General features: G+C 61.1%; 19 protein-coding genes and 1 pseudogene. 3 read left to right on the top strand and 17 right to left on the bottom strand.

Translation table 11 applies throughout. From position 1 onward, the window contains the following. Positions 1-359 precede the first annotated feature (359 nt). The gene (locus tag AC0L20_RS30490) at positions 360-626 is read right to left on the bottom strand and encodes a DUF6894 family protein (RefSeq protein WP_473294301.1); all 267 of its coding nucleotides are present in this window, start codon (positions 624-626) and stop codon (positions 360-362) included. A 282-nt stretch (positions 627-908) separates the two neighbouring features. Next, positions 909-1,774 (bottom strand): annotated as a pseudogene (locus AC0L20_RS30495) (IS3 family transposase); the annotation flags it as partial. A gap of 706 nt (positions 1,775-2,480) precedes the next feature. Here AC0L20_RS30495 and AC0L20_RS30500 point away from each other — a divergent pair. The 3 genes from AC0L20_RS30500 to AC0L20_RS30510 all read left to right on the top strand — a co-directional run bounded on the left by AC0L20_RS30500 (position 2,481) and on the right by AC0L20_RS30510 (position 4,955). After that, positions 2,481-3,203 (top strand): helix-turn-helix transcriptional regulator, encoded by a 723-nt coding sequence (locus AC0L20_RS30500; protein WP_473294302.1) that lies wholly within the window; start codon positions 2,481-2,483, stop codon positions 3,201-3,203. 94 nt (positions 3,204-3,297) lie between these two features. Further along, positions 3,298-3,930: an acyl-homoserine-lactone synthase gene (locus AC0L20_RS30505; protein ID WP_473294303.1), complete on the top strand. Its 633-nt coding sequence runs from the start codon at positions 3,298-3,300 to the stop codon at positions 3,928-3,930. Between the two features lie 71 nt (positions 3,931-4,001). After that, the gene (locus tag AC0L20_RS30510; protein WP_473294304.1) at positions 4,002-4,955 is read left to right on the top strand and encodes a LysR family transcriptional regulator; all 954 of its coding nucleotides are present in this window, start codon (positions 4,002-4,004) and stop codon (positions 4,953-4,955) included. On the opposite strand, the gene AC0L20_RS30515 is transcribed toward AC0L20_RS30510, so the two are convergent. The 15 genes from AC0L20_RS30515 to AC0L20_RS30585 form a co-directional block, all read right to left on the bottom strand. Continuing rightward, positions 4,928-5,170 carry a DUF2274 domain-containing protein gene (locus AC0L20_RS30515; protein WP_473294305.1) on the bottom strand — a complete coding sequence of 81 codons (243 nt, stop codon included), beginning with the start codon at positions 5,168-5,170 and terminating at the stop codon, positions 4,928-4,930. The two genes, AC0L20_RS30510 and AC0L20_RS30515, sit on opposite strands and share 28 nt — an antisense overlap. A gap of 4 nt (positions 5,171-5,174) precedes the next feature. Beyond that, positions 5,175-6,380 carry a TraB/TrbI/VirB10 family type IV secretion system protein gene (locus AC0L20_RS30520; protein ID WP_473294306.1) on the bottom strand — a complete coding sequence of 402 codons (1,206 nt, stop codon included), beginning with the start codon at positions 6,378-6,380 and terminating at the stop codon, positions 5,175-5,177. Next, on the bottom strand, positions 6,377-7,351 hold the full coding sequence (gene trbG, locus AC0L20_RS30525; protein WP_473294307.1) for a P-type conjugative transfer protein TrbG: 975 nt from the start codon (positions 7,349-7,351) through the stop codon (positions 6,377-6,379). Before trbG ends, AC0L20_RS30520 begins: the two co-directional genes overlap by 4 nt. A 2-nt stretch (positions 7,352-7,353) precedes the next feature. Further along, positions 7,354-8,034, bottom strand: coding sequence for a conjugal transfer protein TrbF (gene trbF, locus AC0L20_RS30530; RefSeq protein ID WP_438746043.1), 681 nt, complete (start codon positions 8,032-8,034; stop codon positions 7,354-7,356). Between the two features lie 50 nt (positions 8,035-8,084). Beyond that, the gene (gene trbL / locus AC0L20_RS30535; RefSeq protein ID WP_473294308.1) at positions 8,085-9,320 is read right to left on the bottom strand and encodes a P-type conjugative transfer protein TrbL; all 1,236 of its coding nucleotides are present in this window, start codon (positions 9,318-9,320) and stop codon (positions 8,085-8,087) included. A gap of 3 nt (positions 9,321-9,323) precedes the next feature. Further along, entirely contained in the window at positions 9,324-9,695 is a 372-nt protein-coding gene (trbK-alt, locus tag AC0L20_RS30540; RefSeq protein WP_473265018.1) for a putative entry exclusion protein TrbK-alt, read from the bottom strand. Beyond that, a complete protein-coding gene (gene trbJ, locus AC0L20_RS30545; RefSeq protein WP_473294309.1) occupies positions 9,695-10,429 on the bottom strand; it encodes a P-type conjugative transfer protein TrbJ in 735 nt (244 codons plus the stop codon). The genes trbK-alt and trbJ overlap by 1 nt, the downstream gene beginning before the upstream one ends. After that, positions 10,426-12,867 (bottom strand): conjugal transfer protein TrbE, encoded by a 2,442-nt coding sequence (gene trbE, locus AC0L20_RS30550; protein ID WP_473294310.1) that lies wholly within the window; start codon positions 12,865-12,867, stop codon positions 10,426-10,428. The genes trbJ and trbE overlap by 4 nt, the downstream gene beginning before the upstream one ends. A 10-nt stretch (positions 12,868-12,877) precedes the next feature. Then, positions 12,878-13,141 carry a VirB3 family type IV secretion system protein gene (locus AC0L20_RS30555; protein WP_473294311.1) on the bottom strand — a complete coding sequence of 88 codons (264 nt, stop codon included), beginning with the start codon at positions 13,139-13,141 and terminating at the stop codon, positions 12,878-12,880. Beyond that, positions 13,141-13,467: a TrbC/VirB2 family type IV secretion system protein gene (locus AC0L20_RS30560; protein WP_354098376.1), complete on the bottom strand. Its 327-nt coding sequence runs from the start codon at positions 13,465-13,467 to the stop codon at positions 13,141-13,143. The genes AC0L20_RS30555 and AC0L20_RS30560 overlap by 1 nt, the downstream gene beginning before the upstream one ends. Then, entirely contained in the window at positions 13,464-14,384 is a 921-nt protein-coding gene (trbB, locus tag AC0L20_RS30565) for a P-type conjugative transfer ATPase TrbB (protein ID WP_473294348.1), read from the bottom strand. Before trbB ends, AC0L20_RS30560 begins: the two co-directional genes overlap by 4 nt. Positions 14,385-14,630: 246 nt before the next feature. Then, positions 14,631-15,950: an MFS transporter gene (locus tag AC0L20_RS30570; protein ID WP_473294313.1), complete on the bottom strand. Its 1,320-nt coding sequence runs from the start codon at positions 15,948-15,950 to the stop codon at positions 14,631-14,633. Positions 15,951-16,023: 73 nt separating this feature from the next. Continuing rightward, positions 16,024-16,686 (bottom strand): ribbon-helix-helix domain-containing protein, encoded by a 663-nt coding sequence (locus tag AC0L20_RS30575; RefSeq protein ID WP_473294314.1) that lies wholly within the window; start codon positions 16,684-16,686, stop codon positions 16,024-16,026. 390 nt (positions 16,687-17,076) lie between these two features. Beyond that, positions 17,077-17,499: a CopG family transcriptional regulator gene (locus AC0L20_RS30580; protein WP_473294315.1), complete on the bottom strand. Its 423-nt coding sequence runs from the start codon at positions 17,497-17,499 to the stop codon at positions 17,077-17,079. Positions 17,500-17,508: 9 nt separating this feature from the next. Next, entirely contained in the window at positions 17,509-19,485 is a 1,977-nt protein-coding gene (locus AC0L20_RS30585; protein WP_473294316.1) for a conjugal transfer protein TraG, read from the bottom strand. Positions 19,486-19,668: the final 183 nt, after the last annotated feature.

Below are 19,668 nucleotides of genomic sequence, written 5' to 3' on the forward strand. Positions count from 1 at the left end.
GTAGAGCGCAGCAACTATTGGCTGGGGGTCGAATTACGACTCACGATCAATCGTCGCACAACATGCAATGGGCCGATCAATGTCGCACAAAAGCGGCAGAGCGCCGGTAGAAAGCGCCCGCGAATCGGCGCAACTGGCTTGCACCCAAACGCTCTCCAACGCATAACTAGCGCCGCAGATTAGGGGAGATGATGTCCCAGCAGCGAGCCGAATCCCTGCAGTGCCGTTTGACTTTTCGACTCATGGATAGCTCGAGCTTTCGAAACACTAGAATGAGGTTGTGCTCAGCCCGTCCAATCTAGCGTTCGCATCCATGACAGCGGATGCGTGGTAGCCCTGCCTACCCGTGGGGCAGAAACTCAGCTATCCGCGCTTTTGTGAAGCGTCAGGGTATGACATTTCTTCCATGATGGGATTGGATCGAGTGGAGTTCGATATATTTCAGTGTTGTCAGCGCTCGTAACGCGAACTGAGCAACCACGACAGCTGAGGTCAGGGCGCACAGCAGACAGTTCGATCGCAAGCTGATCCGCTCGATCGGCCGCAACTGTGAGATTCTCAAGAATGAGACCACCTTGGTTCCTGTACTCCTGGCCTACCACAAGATCAAAAGAGTAGTACGGCATCCGAACGTCTCCTGTTCAGCGGATTCTCAATCGCAGGATCCTAGTTTCTGTTCGAGACACTTGGTCGTTCGCGCGAGAAAGAGTCTCCTAACGGGCACATCGAGTTGACCGACGCCACTTTGGATTGGCCTAAGCTCTATGCGCAGATTACGCGCGGTCGGACGCTGAAATAACTCGAGCTACGGCGCCGCATTGGCGAAATACTGCAATATCCTAGCAGCACGGACAGTTTGTGCGCGGGCGGGGGACGTTCGCGCGTTGTCTGGCAAAGAGTGGTTCGCCTTGGCTGCCGCGATCGGAATGATGCAGCAGCGCGTCAGGTTTGCCCGTCGCCAGATTGCCCTCACCAGCGCGTCGGTGACGAGCTGTGCCGTCGTGGCGGTCTGCATCGACCAGCCGACCACACGCCGCGAGAACAGATCGACGACGGCAGACACGTAGAGCCACCCCTCGGCCGTCCAGACATAGGTAAAGTCGGCAATCCATTTGCGGTTGGGAGCGGCTGCTTCGAAGGAGCGGTCGAGCACATTGGGAGCGACGGCGGCGGCCTGCCGCTCACCCGGATCCAGCGGCAGACGCCGCCGTCGCGGGCGTGCTTTGAGGGCCTGCAGCCGCATCAATCGTTCGATCCGATGCAGCCCGCACGATACCCCGTCGGCGAGCAGGTCGTGCCACACGCGCCTGGCGCCATAGGTCCGGTCGCTCCCAAGGAAGCTGGCACGGACCTTCGCGCCGAAATCCTCGTTACCCTGGACGCGACGGCTGCGTGGCCTTGTCAGCCACGCATAAAATCACCTCGCGAGACACCGAGCGCCTCGCACAACTATTCGCCGGCCAGCCCCTCCGGTGCTTCGCAATGAAACCGAACTTCACGTCGATTCCTTCGCGAAGTAGGCCGCGGCGTCTCGTTCGGCCTTCAGCTTGGCGACCTCGCGCTTGAGACGCGCGATCTCCGACTGCTCGGGCTTCATTTGACCTTGGCCAGGGAACGAATGCTCCGGATCATCAGCCAAAGCCTTCACCCAGTTACGCAGCCGCGTCGGATGAACGCCCAAATCTTCTGCGGCCCGGGCGTACGACACCCCACGGTCCTTGACCAGCTTGACCGCCTCAAGCTTGAACCCTCGCGTGAACTTCCGTCTCTCCATGACACACCTCCTGCTCCATAAAACACCTAACTTGGTGTCTTCGGAACCGGGTGCAGCTCAAAGCGGTTGTTTCTAATGGGGGACCAGATTACTTCGCGGCCGTATGAAGTCTTGCATTCTCTTGTCGCCGAGATGGCCCGTAGCGTTGATTGTCCGGATCCAATTCTCGCGTCACCGAAGAAGACGCGTGGTTTATTGCGCCTTATGCAGGCCGAAGAGCTGTCCCGCCGACATGACGATCGTTAAGTTAATCGACCGATCCCAAATTGTGGACCGAGCGCTAGCACTGACCAAGTTCACTCGATTGCTTGCATCATTCCTCAGCGCCGTCTCAATTGATCGTGTAGTTTCTTAAATCATTCGTACTGGCCCCGGTAATTGCACGTCCAACTGAGTTGCGGCGTGACGACCAGATCGGAAGAGCCGTACAAACCTCAAACTTGAAACGCAAAGGACGCAGCAATCCGGCGATCTTCGGCGCCCTCTTGCAGGATTTCAAACAGACGGGTCCACGATAGGGATGATGTCACAGCGTGAGCGCATGGAACTCGGCTGACCCGATACGCCCCACCCCGCCGATGCAGGTCTCGCGATCAAGATCGATTGAAGCCGAAATGGATCGACTTCTTCGTTGTTTTGCCCCATTCGCAGTGATGCTCGATCCGATGATGCAACGAGCGCCCATAGGCCCGCGGGTTCATGCACGATGGATCGGGTTTTTCAAAGATTTGCTGAGCAATTGACCGAAAGCACGCATCGAGACGCAGCTCAGCAGAGTATGGCCGAGGTCGCCGCTGCGCTCAAACTGTCGTGCTTCGCATATCTCGCTTTTCCCCGCAGGCCGGGCAGTGCTCCCAACCTGATCTCGACATATCCACCCTCCTGGACCACCATCTATCTGCAGCGCGGCTACGAATCCGTCGATCCGGTGGTACGTCGGGCAATGCGCCAGCCTAAGGCCTTCCGATGGGGGCTTGGATTCGAACCGCGAGATCGGTCGGAGGCAGAACGCGCTCTGTTCGAAGAAGCCGCCAAATTTGGGATTCGCTGCGGATTTACATTGCCTATCCACGATGACAACGGCGCGATCGCCGCGCTGAGCTTTGCAAGCGACGATCGTCGAACTGGTTTCGAGCGCTCGCTGGTCGAGCACGCCCAGAGCCTGCGGTTAATCGCAACGTTTTTCCATGCACATGCGAAACGCTTCTTCAGGATAGATCGCATGGTCGGCGGGGTGGTGCTGTCTCCTCGCGAGTACCAGTGTCTAGAATGGTCCGCGCGCGGCAAATCAGCTGGGGAGATCGGGATCATTCTTGGCATCAAAGAGCGAACCGCGGGATATCACCTGGATAACGCGCGCGCGAAGCTCGGCGTCAGCTCGCTTCGTCAAGCGATCGTGCTGTTGACCGAATCAAAATCTCGAACATAGATCAACCACAGGCTGCAAGCACCTGTGCAACTCCACAGGATGTGCTCTCCTGCCTTCTCTGCTTGCTTGCCTGAAGCAAGGCAAGGAGGCAAGAATGATGCAGCTCATCACGCCGGAGTACTACGGCGAATTCGTCGACGATCTCACCGAGATGCACCGGCTGCGTTATCGCGTTTTCAAACGGCGCCTGGACTGGAACGTCGAGGTCAGTGGCGACATGGAAGTCGACGAGTTTGATGTCCTTCGACCCGTGCACCTCCTGAACCGCTCGAACGCTGGACGTCTTCAGGGTTGCGTACGACTTCTGCCGTCGACCGGTCCAACCATGCTGAGAGACACCTTCCCGATCCTTCTGAAAGGGCAGCCGACGCCACGAAGCGACGGGATTTGGGAGAGCAGTCGCTTCGCCCTCGATGTTCCTCCTGATGCGCCGAAGGCAAGTGGTGGACTTGCTGCCGCGACTTACGAGCTGTTTGCGGGCATGATTGAATTCGGCCTTTCGCTTCATCTGACCGAAATCGTTACCGTCACTGACGCCCGGATGGAACGCATTCTTCGGCGCGCGGGCTGGCCGCTCCGCAAAATCGGAGAAGCTCGTCCTCTCGGAAACACCACGGCCATTGCTGGATACCTGGAGGTCTCGCCCGAAGCGTTGCATCGCATCCGCAAAGCGGGACACATCTCAGGTCCGGTGCTCTGGGCTCCAGTCATCCAAGCGGCCGCCTAGGATCTGGAAGCAAGTACAATCCGGGGCATCGCTGCGCATTGGACCGGAAAGCCATCTGCTTAAGACTTACGATGCACAAACCACGTCGATCAACACCTTCCCTTCAAGCCAGCAAGGCAATCGAACTGAAACACCTGCAATCGGCCGTTGCTGCGGCTGATTGTGGCAGCCTCCGTCAAGCGGCGGAATTGCTGAGAACCCAACAATCGAGTCTCAGCCGAAGAATCAGCGAGATCGAATATCACCTGGGAATTGCGATTTTTGAGCGCTTCAGCGGTGGTGTGCGCCCGACGCAAGCAGGCCGCAGTGTTCTTCGCCTGGCAAGGACAATTCTGGAGGAGTTCGATGCTCTCATCGCGACCGCGAGGGCTGTACGCAACAGCGAGGCTGGCCGGCTGAGTGTCGGGCTCTGCACCTCACTTTCCATTGGCAACCTGCAGACGTCCTTGCTGGATTTCAAGCAGCAATTCCCGCAAATCGAGCTTGTGACGATCGAGAAATCACGAACACGACTAGCGACGGCACTTCGCAACGGCGTTCTCGATATCCTGATCGTCACAGGGAACCTGCCGTTAGTCGATAACCGAGTGATGCCGCTGTGGAGCGAACGTGTTCTGGTCGCCTTACCCCATGATCATCCCCTCGCCGCGCGCGACACGGTCTATTGGACTGACCTGCGCGGCGAGACGGTCCTGATGAGCCACTACGATCCGGGAAAAGAGTTTGAAGATCTTCTGTTTTCCAAGCTCGTGTCGCCTGAGGACCGTCCTAAACTCGAGCGCCACGACGTCAGCCGCGGTATCATCAAGAGCCTGATCAGGATGAACACAGGAATCAGCCTGGTGCTGGAATCCGACATGGGCATCAACTATGCGGGCCTCGTCTACCGCGAATTGCGCGATGGAGCCGGTCCGAGCCGATTCGACTTTTCGGCATACTGGAGAGACGACAACGAAAATCCCGCGTTGGCTGCTTTCTTGAACTTGCTTTATGAGCGCTATCCTTCGTCTCCGCTCGGATGTTGACGGGCCCGCCGAGCCTTCCGAAAACTTCTGTCCGCTGCCATGAACCGTGCCAACATGGGAGCGATAAGCTTGGCCGGCTCCCCGATCGGCTGTCCACTCTCTTGTGCAAGGATTTCTGCATATGCCACGAGATCCCTGTGGACGCTCGCCGGGAGTTCATGCGCAATTTTGATCGGCTTATCGTCTTCGATCGCTCCAAGTTTAAGCTTTGTCATGTCCTCACCCTCTGTACGGTTCGAGCACCAGGTCACGGTTGACGATCACCCGCACCGGAAATCCCGGACGAATCGTCAAGGTCGGCTGGATGTTGAGATTGCGGCGGACCACCTGCTGGCCCGTCTGGTTCATCGAGTCCCCCGCCCCGCGGCGGAGCGCAGCGATGAGGTCGCTGTTGGTGCTATTCGTATCCGATCCGGAATTCACCTCGGTGCCGACGGCGAGCAGTGTCGAAAGCGCAGCGGCCCCCAACAGCTCCTTCCAATGGTTGTCGACCTCATCCTCAAGCCCAGAGTAGCCCGCGGCATCTGCGCCCGGCTGCCGCTCCAGGACGATCGAGCGCCCATTTGGCATGATGACGCGCGTCCACACCAGAAGCACGCGCGATTGGCCAAATGCGACCTGGCTATCATACGTCCCGATCAACCGGGCTCCTTGCGGGATAAGGCGAGCTCGCCCGGTAGGGGAATCATATACCGCTTCTGTGACTTGGGCCGTGATCTGCCCAGGCAGGTCGGACTGCATCCCCGTGATAAGAGCGGCCGGAATGACCGTTCCCGCCTGGACCACAAAGGGAGAGACCGGTCTTGCCAGGCGATCGGGACTGGTGGTTCGACGGTCAACGGAAGCACTGACGAACGCAAGTTTTCGATCCTGACCATTCTGGGAAAATGCTTCGTCAGATGATGGCGCTGCATTTGATGGGGCATCACTTGGCGATGTGACAGGGGCCTGTGCGCGGACGTTCGTGCTGGCAAACACCTTGCTGGTGCGTGCCGCCTCGCTCTCCTGGTTGACGCGCTGCTGTTCGGCGTCAATACCGAGCGGGCTGGCCGTTGAAGAGCCCTGTGCTGCAACGATCGGCCGGCCAAGATCGCCGGGTAAAGGTGGTCCAAGACGCGGCACCTCCTTCGGGATCTCAGCATAATCCTTCGGCAAGGTTGCAAGCTGATCGGCAACATTGTGGTGGTCGGTCGCGTAAAGCTCCTCGGTGGCCGGTGTGCGTGATCGCTTCTCCTGGAGAGCCCAGAAGACCGCACCAGAGATGAGCACCAACAAAAGGGCGCTGCCACCCGCAAGCACCTTGCGCGATAGACGCGTAACTTGCGGCCGATCCGGCCGGAGCCGAAGGGTTTCGGCGATATCTTCCGGCGGCTTAACCCGAGGAGCGTCCTTGGGTCTGTCATTCGGCTGGCCAGTCTCTGTCACAGCGACCTCCCGTCGGTTCGGACGATCCTGACCTTCTGCTGGTGCTCCTCGCCCAGCCTCAGTTCCGCCGCCGCGAACAGCCGGTCGACGATCAGCACATTGCCGTAAGCGCGATAGTTGACGAGCTCGGTCTTGCCATCAGGCCCGATCAAGAAGAGCGGCGGCATCTCGCCCTGGCCGATGCCGGGCGAAAACTCGACGTAGACTTTGCGGCCGTCGTCATAGGCATTGACAGGACGCCAGGGCGGGCTGTCTCCCTCGATGGCGTAGCGGTAACGGCGCTGCGCCTGATCCGGGATGACCGGTGTGGGCGGCAGAGCTGGACCACGCGCGGTCCGGTCCTCCGGATAGAACCACGCGACCTGTGGCATGTAGGGCCTTTCGCGGGAGCGGAGCTCGACCAGGTAAGTACGCCGATCCGTGTTGACGACGAGATTGGTCTCGATCGCCGGTCGTGTCGGCTTCACCATGATGTGCACGCGTCGCGTGTCGCCACTGCCGCTTTCGGTGTCACCGACCACCCAGCGCACGGTATCACCCGCGGCAACTGGTCCCGACCCGATTAGCTGCTCGCCGGGCTCCAAGGCGATGTCGGTGATCTGCCCCGGCGCGGCATAGATCTGATAGAGAGCGCCCGGACTGTACGAAAACACCTGCACCGCATTGAAGTAGCCGGCCTTTCGCGGCTGCACACGTGCGGCGTCATTCGCCGTTTCAATCCGCTCGACGGGCTCTTTGGCTTCCGCGTTCTTGCCGCCGCGCGCCGCCTTCCAGGCCGGTGGAACATGCAGCGGCCGCGGCCGATCGTCGGCAAGCGCCGGCAGATCTGGAGCCGGCGGGACATCGCTATCGTAACTGATTTGCGGCGGCTTGAACGTGGTGCAACCGCCAAGGGTGGACACACCAATAACAAGAGCCAGAGCCAGGCTCGGGCGGACCCTCTGTGACGCAATAACGAAACCTGACGGCATGACTAGCCCAGCTCCTTCGACCAGTTGATGGCGTTCACGTAAATACCAAGCGGATTCTTGCGGAGGCGATCGAGATCGCGCGGCATCTCCACGATGATCGTGAGGATCGCGCTCCACCGCTCGGTTGCGGCAAGCTGACCGTTGTCGTAGCGGCGCTCGACCCAGGCGAGGCGAAAGCTCTCAGGCGAAGCCCGAATGACGCTTGAGACCTCGATCGCAATTTGCGTCTTGCCAATCTTGGCGAATGGATCGTTGTTGCGGGCGTAGTCATTCAGTGCGGCCGCACCGCGATCGGTTGTAAAGTCGTAGGCGCGGAGCCAGTTTTCGCGCAGCACAATGGCGTCCATCGGCAGGCCACGCACATGCTCGATGAAGCGCGCCAGGTGAAAGGCTACTTGCGGATCGGTCGGTTGATAGCTGGCATTTGCCGGAGCAACGGCTTTCGCTTCCCCCAACTGATCGACCTCGACCACCCAGGGCGTGATCGTCCCGTGAGCGGACTGCCAGACCAGGGCGCCGGCAAAGCCGGCTGATAAGAAGAGGCAGCCAAAGGCCATCAGGCGCCAGTTCTTGGCCTGCACGCGCGCAGACCCAATGCGGTCATCCCAGACCTGAGCTGCGCGTTGATAGGGGGTGACGGCTTCCGGCGTGCGGCCATAGTGAACGGCCGATCGTTTAAACATTGTTTGACCTCAAGAGATGGCGGGGAACCGAATTAGAAAGAAAGGAGGCGTCAGTGATCCTCTTGCGAGAGGTCGACAGATCCGCCGCCGCCTCCGTGATCACCTGAACGGATCGCGTGGGTTGCCGCCGATGCGCCATGACTGATCGTCTGCGCTCTCTTCATGCGCCGAACCCAAGCGGGCGCGCTGTCGGAAGCTCTCGAGGAACCCCCTTCCCCCTTACCGGCATCGCTCGCCGGTCCACCAAGACCAGCTGCGACCGAACGCAAGGGGCTTGCAGCACCGGACGCGCTCGCCTCGGAGCCGGACTGACTCCCCGCCCGAAACACGCTCATGGTGCCGCTTGCAATCGCGCTTCCACCGCGTAGCGAGCCTGCAATCGCGCCGCCGGCGAGACCGGCAGCGCCGGCCGCAAGGCCAGCGCCAGCCGCAACGACTCCACCGGCGGCAAGTCCCGTCCCGACTGCGCTACCTGCGCCGAGCTGCGGACCTCCGGAGACGATGCCGTTGGCAATCCCAGGTCCGAAAATGCCGAGCCCCAACAAGGAAAGTGCGCCGAGCACCAGCGCCATCGCGTTCTCGATGGTCGGCTGATTGCCGCCGAAACCTGCCGTGAACTGCGAGAATAAGGTCGATCCAATGCCGACGATGACGGCGAGGACCAAAACCTTGATGCCGGAGGACATGACGTTGCCCAGCACCCGTTCGGCCGCAAAGGCGGTCTTGCCGAACAGACCGAAGGGGATCAGGACGAAACCTGCAAGCGTCGTCAGCTTGAACTCGATCAGGGTGACGAAGAGCTGGATGGCGAGAATAAAGAAGGCCAGCAGCACCACGATCCAGGCGAACAGCAGGACCGTGATCTGGACGGAATTTTCGAAAAAGCTGACATACCCCATCAGGCCCGAGATGGAGTCCAGGATCGGACGGCCGGCATCGAGCCCCACCTGCGCGATCCGACCTGGCCGCAAGAAATCCGCCGATGACAGGCTCGTGCCCGAGGCTTTGAGTCCAAGACCTGCAAAGCTCTCGAAGACGATGCGGGCGAGGCTGTTCCAATTGCCGATCAGGTAGGCAAAGACACCGACAAACAAGGTTTTCTTGACGAGCCGGGCAAGAATCTCCTCATCACTTCCGAGGGACCAGAACAGGCCCGCAAGCGTGAGGTCGATTGCGGCCAACGTCGTGGCGAGATATCCGACTTCGCCCCCGACCAGGCCGAATCCGGAATCGATGTAGCGGGTGAAGGTTTCCAGGAACTGGTCGATGACGGAGGTGCCACCCATTGCTCACTCGCTCTGGCTTGGAATGGAGGGAGAGCCGGACGGGAGGCGGCTTTCGTCCTTGCGCGGCACAGGCGAGGAAAATGGCGCGGCGCCTACCCCGCTATCACCGTCTACCGATCCGCTTTTCCCCAAGAACTGGCTGCGCCGTTCGGCCCAGATCCTCTGGCATTCGAAGAGAGCCTCTCTCTGCTCGTAGGTGACGGTGCGGCATTGCTCGAGCTTTGCCGCCGCCGGATCGGGCTTCGCAGCGAGCGAGGCGGAAGATTGGTTCGCGCTGTCGTCGCCGCGCAGGCGAATGGCGCAGGCGGCGACGACCAGGACTGTGAGGCCAACTGCCACCGCGATTGGCAGCCGTTCAAATTTGTTCTTCATCATCAGTGGAACATCTGCACGGTTGTCGGTTGATAGCCCTGCCCCTGGGTCAGAAAGCGCCGCATTTGCTCCCTCCCCTGATCCTGGGCGCTTGCTCTTTGCGCGGCTTCGAGCGTTTGTGCGCGCCCCTGCGCGGCCATCGTCGCGGTGAGATCAGCAAGCTGCTGGGCTTGAAGCGCAAGGAGCTGGTTGCCGGCCTGACTTGCCTGCAGAGCACCTGACGCGCCCTGGCTCGCCGTGACCAGGGCCGACATCTGGGTGCGGTTGGTATCGAGATTGCCGACGACGGTCGCCTGCACCCGCATGGCGTCCTGCAGTCCGGCAACCGCATTCTGCCAGCGTGTCTGGGCGTTGGCGACGAGGAGCCCGTTGGACATGCTAGCGGATGCCGGCGCATAAATCGTCGAGAACGCACGATCGATCTGCTGGACATCGTAGGCAATGCGCTGCGCTTGACTGAGCAGCTGCTGGGTGCGCTGAATCGATTGCTCGAGCTGCTGCAAGGACGAGTACGGCAGGCTCGCTAGGTTCTTCGCCTGATTGATCAACATCTGCGCTTCGTTTTGCAGCGAGGTCATCTGGTTGTTAATCTGCTGCAGCTCGCGCGCAGCCGTCAGCACACTTTGCACGTAGTTGTTGGGATCGAACACGATCCACTGTGCCTTTCCTTCCCGGGGCCCTTGGGTCAGGCTAATTGCGATGATACTTGCTGCCAGAAGCGGACGGAGACGTTTCATGACAAGCCTCCTTCCTTGGCAAGCTGCGGAATGAGATTGCAGGCCCAGCCGAGGTCGCGCGCCTTGAGCCAGCCGGTGACGAAATCGTCTCGTCCGTGCTCCTCAAGAACGCGCTCGATGAGGGCCTGATCGGTCTTGGACGACGCGGCCGCAAAAGCCAGCGCGATCTCACCAAGGCCGAGCTCGAACAGCCGGTTGCCCCGGCGCGACTGGCAGTAGTAGTCGCGCTTTGGCGTCGCGCGGGCGAGGATCTCGATCTGCCGATCATTTAGTCCAAAGCGCCGGTAGACGCCTAAGATCTGCGGCTCGATCGCGCGGTCATTGGGAAGCAGGATCCGGGTCGGACAGCTCTCGATAATTGCGGGCGCAATTGCGGAGCCATCGATATCGGCCAGCGACTGGGTCGCAAACACGACGGAGGCGTTCTTCTTGCGCAGCGTCTTCAACCATTCGCGGAGCTTGCCGGCAAAATCGGCATCGTCCAGCGCAAGCCAGCCCTCATCGATGATGAGAAGGGCCGGACGGCCGTCGAAGCGATCCTCAATCCGGTGGAACAAATAGGAGAGAACCGCCGGCGCGACACCGGTCCCGATCAACCCGTCAGTCTCAAACACCTGGACGGAGGTCTCTCCCAGCCGTTCACCTTCGGCATCCAGCAGCCGCTCAAATGGACCGCCGAGGCAATAGGGTTGCAGCGCGCGCTTCAAGGCATTGGATTGCAGAAGAACGGACAAGCCCGTCAGCGTCCGCTCCCGAACTGGCGCCGAGGCGAGCGAGGTCAAGGCCGACCAGACATGATCCTTGGTCTCGGGCGTGACCTCGATGCGCTCGCGCGCAAGAATCGATGCGATCCAATCGGCTGCCCAACCGCGCTCCGCGACATCGTCGATGCGCGCAAGCGGCTGGAGCGCCACGAATTCTGCCGAGTCTCCACCAACCGCGCCGCCAAGATCATGCCAGTCGCCTCCCATGGCGATCGCCGCCGCGCGGATCGACCCGCCGAAGTCAAAGGCAAAGATCTGAGCGGCCGGATATCGCCGGAACTGCAATGCCATCAGTGCGAGCAGCACCGATTTGCCGGCGCCGGTCGGTCCAACGATTAGAGTGTGTCCGACATCGCCGACATGGAGCGAGAAGCGGAAAGGGGTCGATCCTTCCGTCTTGCCGAAGAACAGTGGAGGCGCCTTGAAATGATGGTCCCTCACCTCTCCCGCCCAGACCGCAGAGAGCGGGATCATGTGGGCGAGATTTAGCGTCGACACCGGTGGCTGGCGCACGTTTGCATAGACCTGTCCCGGCAGGCTGCCGAGCCAGGCCTCAACGGCATTTACTGTCTCGGTCATGGAGGTAAAGTCCCGGCCCTGGATCACCTTTTCAACGAGGCGTAGCTTTTCGTCCGCCGCGTGCGGATCCCTGTCCCAGACCGTGACGGTTGCCGTCACAAAGGCCTCTCCAATCTGATCCGAGCCGAGCTCCTGGAGCGCGCTGTCTGCATCCATCGCCTTGTTGTGGGCATCGGTATCCAGAAGCGTGGACGCCTCGTTCGTCATCACCTCCTTCAGGATCCCGGCAATCGACTTGCGCTTGGCAAACCATTGCCGCCTGATCCTGGTCAGGAGCTTTAGAGCATCCGTCTTGTCGAGCATGATCGCCCGCGTGGACCAGCGGTACGGGAATGCGAGGCGGTTGAGCTCATCGAGGATCCCGGGCGTCGTCGTCGTGGGAAACCCCACAACCGTCAGGACACGCACATGCGCCTCACCCAGCATCGGCTCAAGCCCGCCTGTCAGCGGCTGATCGGCAAGCAGCGCATCGAGATACATCGGGATTTCCGGCACGCGAACGCGATGCCGCTTGGTCGAGACCGTCGAGTGCAGGTAGGTGAGCGTTGCCTCGTCATCGAGCCAGCCGCATTCCGGCATAAAGCCCTCAACGAGCTGCAGCACGCGGTTGGTCCGGTCGACGAAGCCACTCAGCACCTCGAGCGCATCCGCTCCCGCGCTGCGATGGCCGCCCTCGTACAGGAGACGCTCTGCCACAGCGGCACTCTCTGCAGGCGGCAGATAAAGGAAGGTCAGGTAGTAGCTCGATTCATAATGGCTGCCGGCCTCCTCGAATTGCGCTTTGCGCTCCGCATCCACCAGGGCGGATGCGACATCCGGGAATGTGTCGGGCGGATAGCGCCCTGCCGAATGCCGTTGCGCCTCGACGAAAACCGCCCAGCCCGATCCGAGACGCCGGAGCGCATTGTTCAGCCGGCTTGCGACCGCAACAACCTCAGCCGGCACGGAACTGTCGAGATCCGGTCCCCTGAACTGCGCCGTCCGCTGAAGTGAGCCGTCCTTGTTCAATACGATTCCCTCGTCGACCAGAGCAGCCCAGGGCAGGAAATCAGCAAGGCGCGTATTCGAGCGGCGGTATTCGGCAAGATTCATCATGGGACTATTCTCAAGCGCTGAAGTGACCGGGAACACGAACGTGCCGGCGCACGACCTCGACGAATTCCGGATCGCGTTTTGCGGCCCAGACCGCGGCCATGTGGCCGATGAACGCCAGCAGAAGGCCGGCCAGCCACAAGCGGAGACCAAGGCCGAGTGCTGCAGCCAATGTGCCGTTGAGAATGGCAACCGATCGCGGTGCACCGCCCATCAGGATCGGCTCGGTCAGCGCACGGTGGACAGGGGCGACAAAGCCCGGGACTGGCTCATCCATCAGATCACCACCCCGCCGCCGAACGAGAAGAACGACAGGAAGAAACTCGAGGCGGCAAATGCGATCGACAGACCGAATACAATCTGGATCAGCCGCCGGAAGCCGCCCGAGGTGTCGCCGAATGCGAGCGAGAGACCTGTCACGATGATGATGATGACCGCGATGATCTTGGCCACGGGTCCTTCGACCGACTGCAGGATCTGGTTGAGCGGCTGCTCCCAGGGCATGTTCGAGCCGGCGGCCCAGGCCGGGCTACTCACCAGATACGGACAAGCGAATGCCGCAACTGACGTGAAACCTCGCCCGAAAGATGATCGTACGTTCATGACTGATCTCCGATTTTCGAAAGGGTGTAGTCGCCTGATGACCCAAGCCCGGTGACAGAAGCGAGTTCGCTCAAACGCCGTTCGGCACCACGGCCAGAGAGCACGGCGATGACGTTGATGGTCTCGGCGATCAGCGCGCGCGGGACCGTGACGACGGCCTCCTGGATGAGCTGCTCGAGCCGGCGGAGCGCGCCAAGCGCGGTGCCGGCGTGGATCGTGCCGATTCCGCCGGGATGTCCAGTCCCCCAGGCCTTGAGCAGATCGAGCGCCTCGGCTCCGCGCACCTCGCCAATCGGGATACGATCAGGGCGCAGGCGAAGCGACGAGCGCACAAGTTCGGACAGCGAGACGACGCCATCCTTGGTCCGCAGCGCCACGAGGTTCGGCGCCGTGCACTGAAGCTCCCGCGTATCTTCGATGAGAACGACGCGATCCGAACCTTTGGCCACCTCCGCCAGAAGCGCGTTCGTCAGCGTCGTCTTGCCCGTCGATGTGCCGCCCGCGACCAGGATGTTCTTGCGTGTAGCGACCGCATCGCGGAGCGCGTTCGCCTGCTCCAAGTTCAGGATGCCGGCAGCGACATAGTCGTGCAGGCTGAAGACAGCGACCGCGGGTTTGCGGATCGCGAAAGCCGGCGCGGCGACGACCGGCGGCAACAAACCTTCGAACCGTTCTCCCGTTTCCGGCAGCTCAGCCGAGATTCGGGGCGAGCCGGCATGAACCTCAGCGCCCACATAGTGCGCGACCAGCCGGACAATTCGCTCGCCGTCGGCAGCTGACAGACTCTCGCCGGTATCGGTAAGGCCGCTCGACAGCCGATCGATCCACAGCCGGCCATCGGGGTTCAGCATCACCTCAACGATCGACGGATCTTCCAGAAAGCCCGCGATGGCCGAGCCGAGCGCCGTGCGGAGCATGCGCGCTCCGCGCAACTCGGCTTCCGAATGAAATGAATGGATCGCCACGACTGCCCCCTAGTTGAGTGAGGCAGCTAGCGTCTAGCCGCCTCACATGAGGACAACTAGAAAAAGCAGAACCTGCGCGACAGCAACAATGGGACCAAATGGATCGTAGTCTGGCGTAGAAGAAGAAAGATTAGGGACGATCGCTTCCGACGCGCCGAACATCATGACCCCGGACATCAGCCCGGCGACATGCGGGCTTCACCACTCCGCATGATCATCCGCCTCCAGGATGGCGAGCTCGGCTGGTGGAATAACGACCTCAACCGAGTTCCAGCCTCCCGCCGGCTGACGTGTGACCGAAGCGCCAGCCTTCCGTTTCCGGCGCTCGAGCCAGGGGACGGCGGCGAACCAGACCAACGCTGCCACCTGCAGCAAAACGTTCAGACCGAACGCGGTCTGATAGGCCGTTAAAGGATAATGCCCCGCCTCCAGAGGCCATTGCTCCAGAATCAGTCCCGTCCCGTACTGCACGACGAAAGCCCAGCCAAACTGCAGGACATTCAGACCGCCATTGGCGCGCGCAACCAGCTCGGCCGGGAAATAATCCGCTATGATGGCGTAGGTCAGAGCAGTGGCTGATCCGGCCATCGACAGCACGCACCACGGCAGGAGTGAAGGCCAGGGCGGATGCAGGATCAGCACAAGCTCCGCCACAATCAACATCGCCGCGACCAAGCCAAACAGAGCCTCGCTCTTCTTAGCCCGGCGGCGCACCCAGTTGGCAAGGACGCCCAAGACCAGAGCGCCGAGACTCAGAGCGACCGCCATCACGAACAATTCGTTGACGAGCCTCGTTCGATCCAGCCGCTCCACATCGGAAAGCCAGGGCGCCGCCCATAAGGATTGCAGTGCCCAAGCGGACCCGATGCAGGTCGCCGATAAGGGCGCCATCCTCCAGAACCGCGCATCCGAGTAGACGGTTTTCAGAGTGGCGGGCGTCCTGCTGCCCTGTGGCCCAGTGGTCCGTTCGGGAACCACGAGATAGATCAAAATGGCAGCAAGCGCGCTTGCGGCGGCCAGCACACCGAATAGACCCCGCCATCCGATCCAGTCCAGCAGCGATTCGGCAGGAGCCGTTGCGGTGACCGCGCCCAATGAGCCCAGCATAATCATGTAGCCATTGATCAGCGCCAAACGTTCTCTTGGAAACCAGAGGACGATGATTTTCAGCCCGGACATCAGGGCTGCTGCACTCCCAAGTCCGACAATCGCGCGAGCAAAAAGAAGCGACAGGAATCCCGTCGATAGCCCAAAGAGCGCGGCACCCCCTGCAGCAACAGCCAAGAGCACGCTCTGGACCCGGCGCGGCCCAAAGCGATCAAGTAACATGCCGATCGGAATCTGGGCTGCCATAACGACCAGAAAATAGATTGACGTGAGCAGCCCGACATCGGCAGCGCCAAGCCCGAGATCAGAGGCGAGGCGGCCAGCAATGAGTGTATTGATGGTCCGGAACAGGTATGAAAGGTAGTACCCGGCCGCGAAGGGAAGAAACACGCACGCGATCAGCCGCCACACAGGAACGGGCTCAACTCGTGCCACCGGCAATATTTGCGACCCAAGCTCCTTCCGCACGCTTCTGGCGGCCGGCCTAACAAAAGGAGTTGGGCAGGTTTCGAAAGTTTGGAGCGCTGCCGCCCTCCGCGGCGGCAGCGCTCGGCTCGGAGTTTCCATCCACCGCGACTGCTGACAGACCTTCCTGACTCAAGTGTTGCTCTGCCGCGCGCTGTGACGCGCCGCCAAGAGCTTCACCACCCGGTCGACTGCCTTTGCCCAGCCGATCGATCGTCTCCCGGATCAATGGCTGACCGAGCCGTACCCGCCGTTCGACCTGCTCCGCCAATACCTTGAAACGCTGCTGCCCAAGCAGGCACGCCTCCCGCTGCCCGGATGGCAGCATGGGCGGCGTCACGGTGAGGTGATAGCGCGCATGCAGGGCTACGGTCTCCGCGATGATCGCGATCTCGTGCTCGAGCCTGGCCATCTGGCCACTTATCCGGTCCAGAGCCTCATGAACGCGCCCTTCGATGGGCGGTGCAGGATTCAGGAATTGTTCAAGCGCCGTCTCGACGACCATGCTCTTGCCGACCCCCGGGCGTTCGGTCGCAACTTCGAGCCGCTGAAACATGCTCTCGGAGAGCTGAACGGTAACCTTCTTGGTTCGCGCTCTTTCGTTCGGGCTCGGCTGCGCATCGCTGTCGGCTTGATTCACAATCGAGCTGGGCTGGCCTCCAAGCTCTCCATCGATTTGCACTGCTTGTTCACTCCCAATTTGCGGCCGCGACCTGCCCGCGCAGCGCGGTACGCGCGGCGTCGATTTCGGAATCGAAACGGCTGAATCGCCCCCAGCGATGATGGACTTGACACAAGGGCCAATCCGAACGTCGCTTCAACTGCACCGACATCTGCGTCGTAGTCTGGCGCAGCCAAAGAAAGACAAGGCGGTCTCAAGAAGAGCTGGACTGTCAGTCTGTGTCATTCGCGGGCAGCTAACGGCCTATTGCGGCGGGGCCCCGGAACCTTGAGTGACGCGCCCGTCGCTTGCGGGCTTCATGGCGTGCTGCCGATTTGCGGGTCGGCTTATCTGATCCAGCGCCGCATATTGCCACAAGCTGCCAGGGCGCATTTGAGGCGCGCGTACTGATTACTCGGGCTTCTCCGAGGCGTGCATGTCGATGCTCACCTCTTTCAGGACGGTGGATCCGCTTGCAAGTCGCCGTCCCAGCGCCTCAACAAAGCGATCGTAACGTTCCGCGCCCTTGGCGCGCGCGGCGGGAGTCGAATGCTCGGGGAGCGCCGGCGTTGAGGTCAGCCAGAAACGGATGAAGAGCGCGATGGTCTCAAGCGTGATGCTATCATTGCGCTCCAAGCGTTCGACCACGCGCGAGATCCGGTCCAGACGCTTGGCGATCGCCGCCTCGCGCCGATCGGAATCATCAGGGGAAACGAAGGAGCCGATCGCGGCCTCGGCGACCAGGGACTTGGGCTGACCCCGGCGTTGTGCGAAGGCCTCGAGGGTTTTGAAGGTTTCCGGATCGAGATAGATGCTGAGCTGGATCTTTTTCACGCTGCCCGCTCACAGATCCATCCCATCGTCCGCGTCGAGGCTGACGGTCCGCGCAACACCCTGCATCGAGCGGCTCAGAGCTTGTGCCTGGACGGCATCGGCATCGCCCTCATCGAGGTCGGTGTCGAACTCGTGTTCGCCGAGCGGCGCCTTGACCTCGATCTCCTCATGTTCCGGCAATTCTGGCTCGCGACGCAAACCACCGTTCGCCTCATCACTCCTGCGCTTGCGTCTGGTCAGTAGCTCGAGTGATGGCGGAATTGGGCCGCCGGCCGACCAGTCATCCGGTCCTGCGGACAAGGTACGCGGATCGAAGCGGGCTGGCTTCAGCACACGTCGCTGGAACTGCGGGTCCTCATAGTAGCGGGCCTTGGTGGCGCGCACCGGGTGGACCCCGGAAATCATCACGATTGCCTCTTTAGGCGAGAGTTGCATGACCTCGCCTGGCGTCAGCAGCGGCCGCGAGGTCTCCTGACGGCTCACCATGAGGTGTCCAAGCCAGGGGCTCAATCGGTGTCCGGCATAGTTCTTCATGGCGCGCAACTCGGTCGCAGTTCCGAGTGCGTCGGATACGCGCTTGGCGGTACGCTCATCATTGGTCGAGAAGGCGATCCGGACGTGACAATTGTCGAGGATGGCATGGTTCGGCCCATAGGCGCGTTCGAGCTGATTGAGGCTCTGGGTGATCAGAAAGCTGCGGATGCCGTAGCCTGCCATGAAGGCGAGCTGACTCTCGAAAAAGTCGAGCCGGCCGAGCGCTGCAAACTCATCGAGCATGAGAAGGAGTTTTTGCCGGCGCCGGTCTGGATCCAGGCTTTCGGTCAACCGCCGCCCGATCTGGTTGAGGATGAGTCGCATCAGGGGTTTGGTACGGACGATGTCGGATGGAGGCACCACGAGATAGAGTGAGACGGGCTCCGAGCCGTCCACGAGATCGCGGATGCGCCAATCGCTTCGCGCGGTGATCCTGGCAACCACCGGATCGCGATAGAGCCCCAGGAAGCTCATCGCGGTTGAGAGCACGCCGGAGCGCTCGTTTTCGCTCTTGTTGAGAAGCTCGCGCGCGGCCGAAGCGACGACGGGATGAACGCTACCTCCAAGATGCGGGGTTGCGAGCATTGCGCTGAGCGTAGCGTCGATCGGGCGGGAGGGATCGGACAGGAAATTGGCGACGCCTGCGAGCGTCTTCTCGGCTTCGGCGTAGAGGACATGCAGGATTGCACCGACAAGGAGAGAGTGGCTGGTCTTTTCCCAGTGGTTGCGGCGTTCGAGTGCCCCTTCCGGGTCGACAAGGATATCGGCGATGTTTTGGGCATCTCGCACCTCGCAATCACCACGACGGATCTCGAGAAGCGGGTTGTAGGCGGCGCTGGCCGGATTGGTCGGATCGAACAAGAGCACTGGCCCAAATCGCGCGCGCCAGCCGGAAGTCAACTGGAAGTTCTCGCCCTTAATGTCATGAACAATCGTGGAAGCCGGCCAGGTCAAAAGAGTCGGTATGACAAGGCCAACGCCCTTGCCAGAGCGCGTGGGAGCAAAGCAGAGCACGTGCTCAGGCCCGTCATGCCGCAGATAATGGCCCTCAAGCCGGCCGAGCACGATGCCGTCAGATCCCAAGAGACCCGCCCGCCTGACCTCGCGCGCATCCGCCCAGCGTGCCGAGCCATAGGTGGTGACGTCCCTCGCCTCTTGCGCCCGCAAGACGGAGAGCATCATCGCTAGCGCAATTGCTGCGATGCCACCGCTCGCGGCAATAGCGCCGCCCTCCAGGAAGATCAACGGTGCGTAAGCGTCGAATTTGAACCACCAAGCGAAGAAGGCTGCCGGCTGGTAAATCGCCCAATGCCCAATCCTGAACCAGGCTGGTCCAAGCTGCGGTTGAAAGGCGAGCCGCCATGCCGTCCATTCGGTAGCCCCCCAAAGAAAGGCGAGCACGACGAGACAAACCAGGATGACCTGATGCCATATGATCTTCGTTGCGGACATGGATCGGAGATCTGGAGGCATTCATGGGGTGCACACAAGCGGTGCCGCCCGTACATCGTACTCGCGCGCGTCAGGGCGCAGAAATCGGCGGGTCAGGCGAACGGTCGCATTCGTGAATGAAGATACCCAACGGCCCTGTACGTACCGGTGATGCTAGCCACAACATGCAATGAACCATGTCGC

This window comes from Bradyrhizobium sp. Kon58 (assembly GCF_055807455.1).

Bases quoted from the DNA above. Each gene is read 5' to 3' on its own strand.
- AC0L20_RS30490 (WP_473294301.1), bottom strand. From the start codon at position 626: ATGCCGTACTACTCTTTTGATCTTGTGGTAGGCCAGGAGTACAGGAAC.
- AC0L20_RS30500 (WP_473294302.1), top strand. From the start codon at position 2,481: ATGGATCGGGTTTTTCAAAGATTTGCTGAGCAATTGACCGAAAGCACG.
- AC0L20_RS30505 (WP_473294303.1), top strand. From the start codon at position 3,298: ATGATGCAGCTCATCACGCCGGAGTACTACGGCGAATTCGTCGACGAT.
- AC0L20_RS30510 (WP_473294304.1), top strand. From the start codon at position 4,002: ATGCACAAACCACGTCGATCAACACCTTCCCTTCAAGCCAGCAAGGCA.
- AC0L20_RS30515 (WP_473294305.1), bottom strand. From the start codon at position 5,170: ATGACAAAGCTTAAACTTGGAGCGATCGAAGACGATAAGCCGATCAAA.
- trbG (WP_473294307.1), bottom strand. From the start codon at position 7,351: ATGCCGTCAGGTTTCGTTATTGCGTCACAGAGGGTCCGCCCGAGCCTG.
- trbF (WP_438746043.1), bottom strand. From the start codon at position 8,034: ATGTTTAAACGATCGGCCGTTCACTATGGCCGCACGCCGGAAGCCGTC.
- trbL (WP_473294308.1), bottom strand. From the start codon at position 9,320: ATGGGTGGCACCTCCGTCATCGACCAGTTCCTGGAAACCTTCACCCGC.
- trbK-alt (WP_473265018.1), bottom strand. From the start codon at position 9,695: ATGATGAAGAACAAATTTGAACGGCTGCCAATCGCGGTGGCAGTTGGC.
- trbJ (WP_473294309.1), bottom strand. From the start codon at position 10,429: ATGAAACGTCTCCGTCCGCTTCTGGCAGCAAGTATCATCGCAATTAGC.
- trbE (WP_473294310.1), bottom strand. From the start codon at position 12,867: ATGATGAATCTTGCCGAATACCGCCGCTCGAATACGCGCCTTGCTGAT.
- AC0L20_RS30555 (WP_473294311.1), bottom strand. From the start codon at position 13,141: ATGGATGAGCCAGTCCCGGGCTTTGTCGCCCCTGTCCACCGTGCGCTG.
- AC0L20_RS30560 (WP_354098376.1), bottom strand. From the start codon at position 13,467: ATGAACGTACGATCATCTTTCGGGCGAGGTTTCACGTCAGTTGCGGCA.
- trbB (WP_473294348.1), bottom strand. From the start codon at position 14,384: ATGCTCCGCACGGCGCTCGGCTCGGCCATCGCGGGCTTTCTGGAAGAT.
- AC0L20_RS30585 (WP_473294316.1), bottom strand. From the start codon at position 19,485: ATGTCCGCAACGAAGATCATATGGCATCAGGTCATCCTGGTTTGTCTC.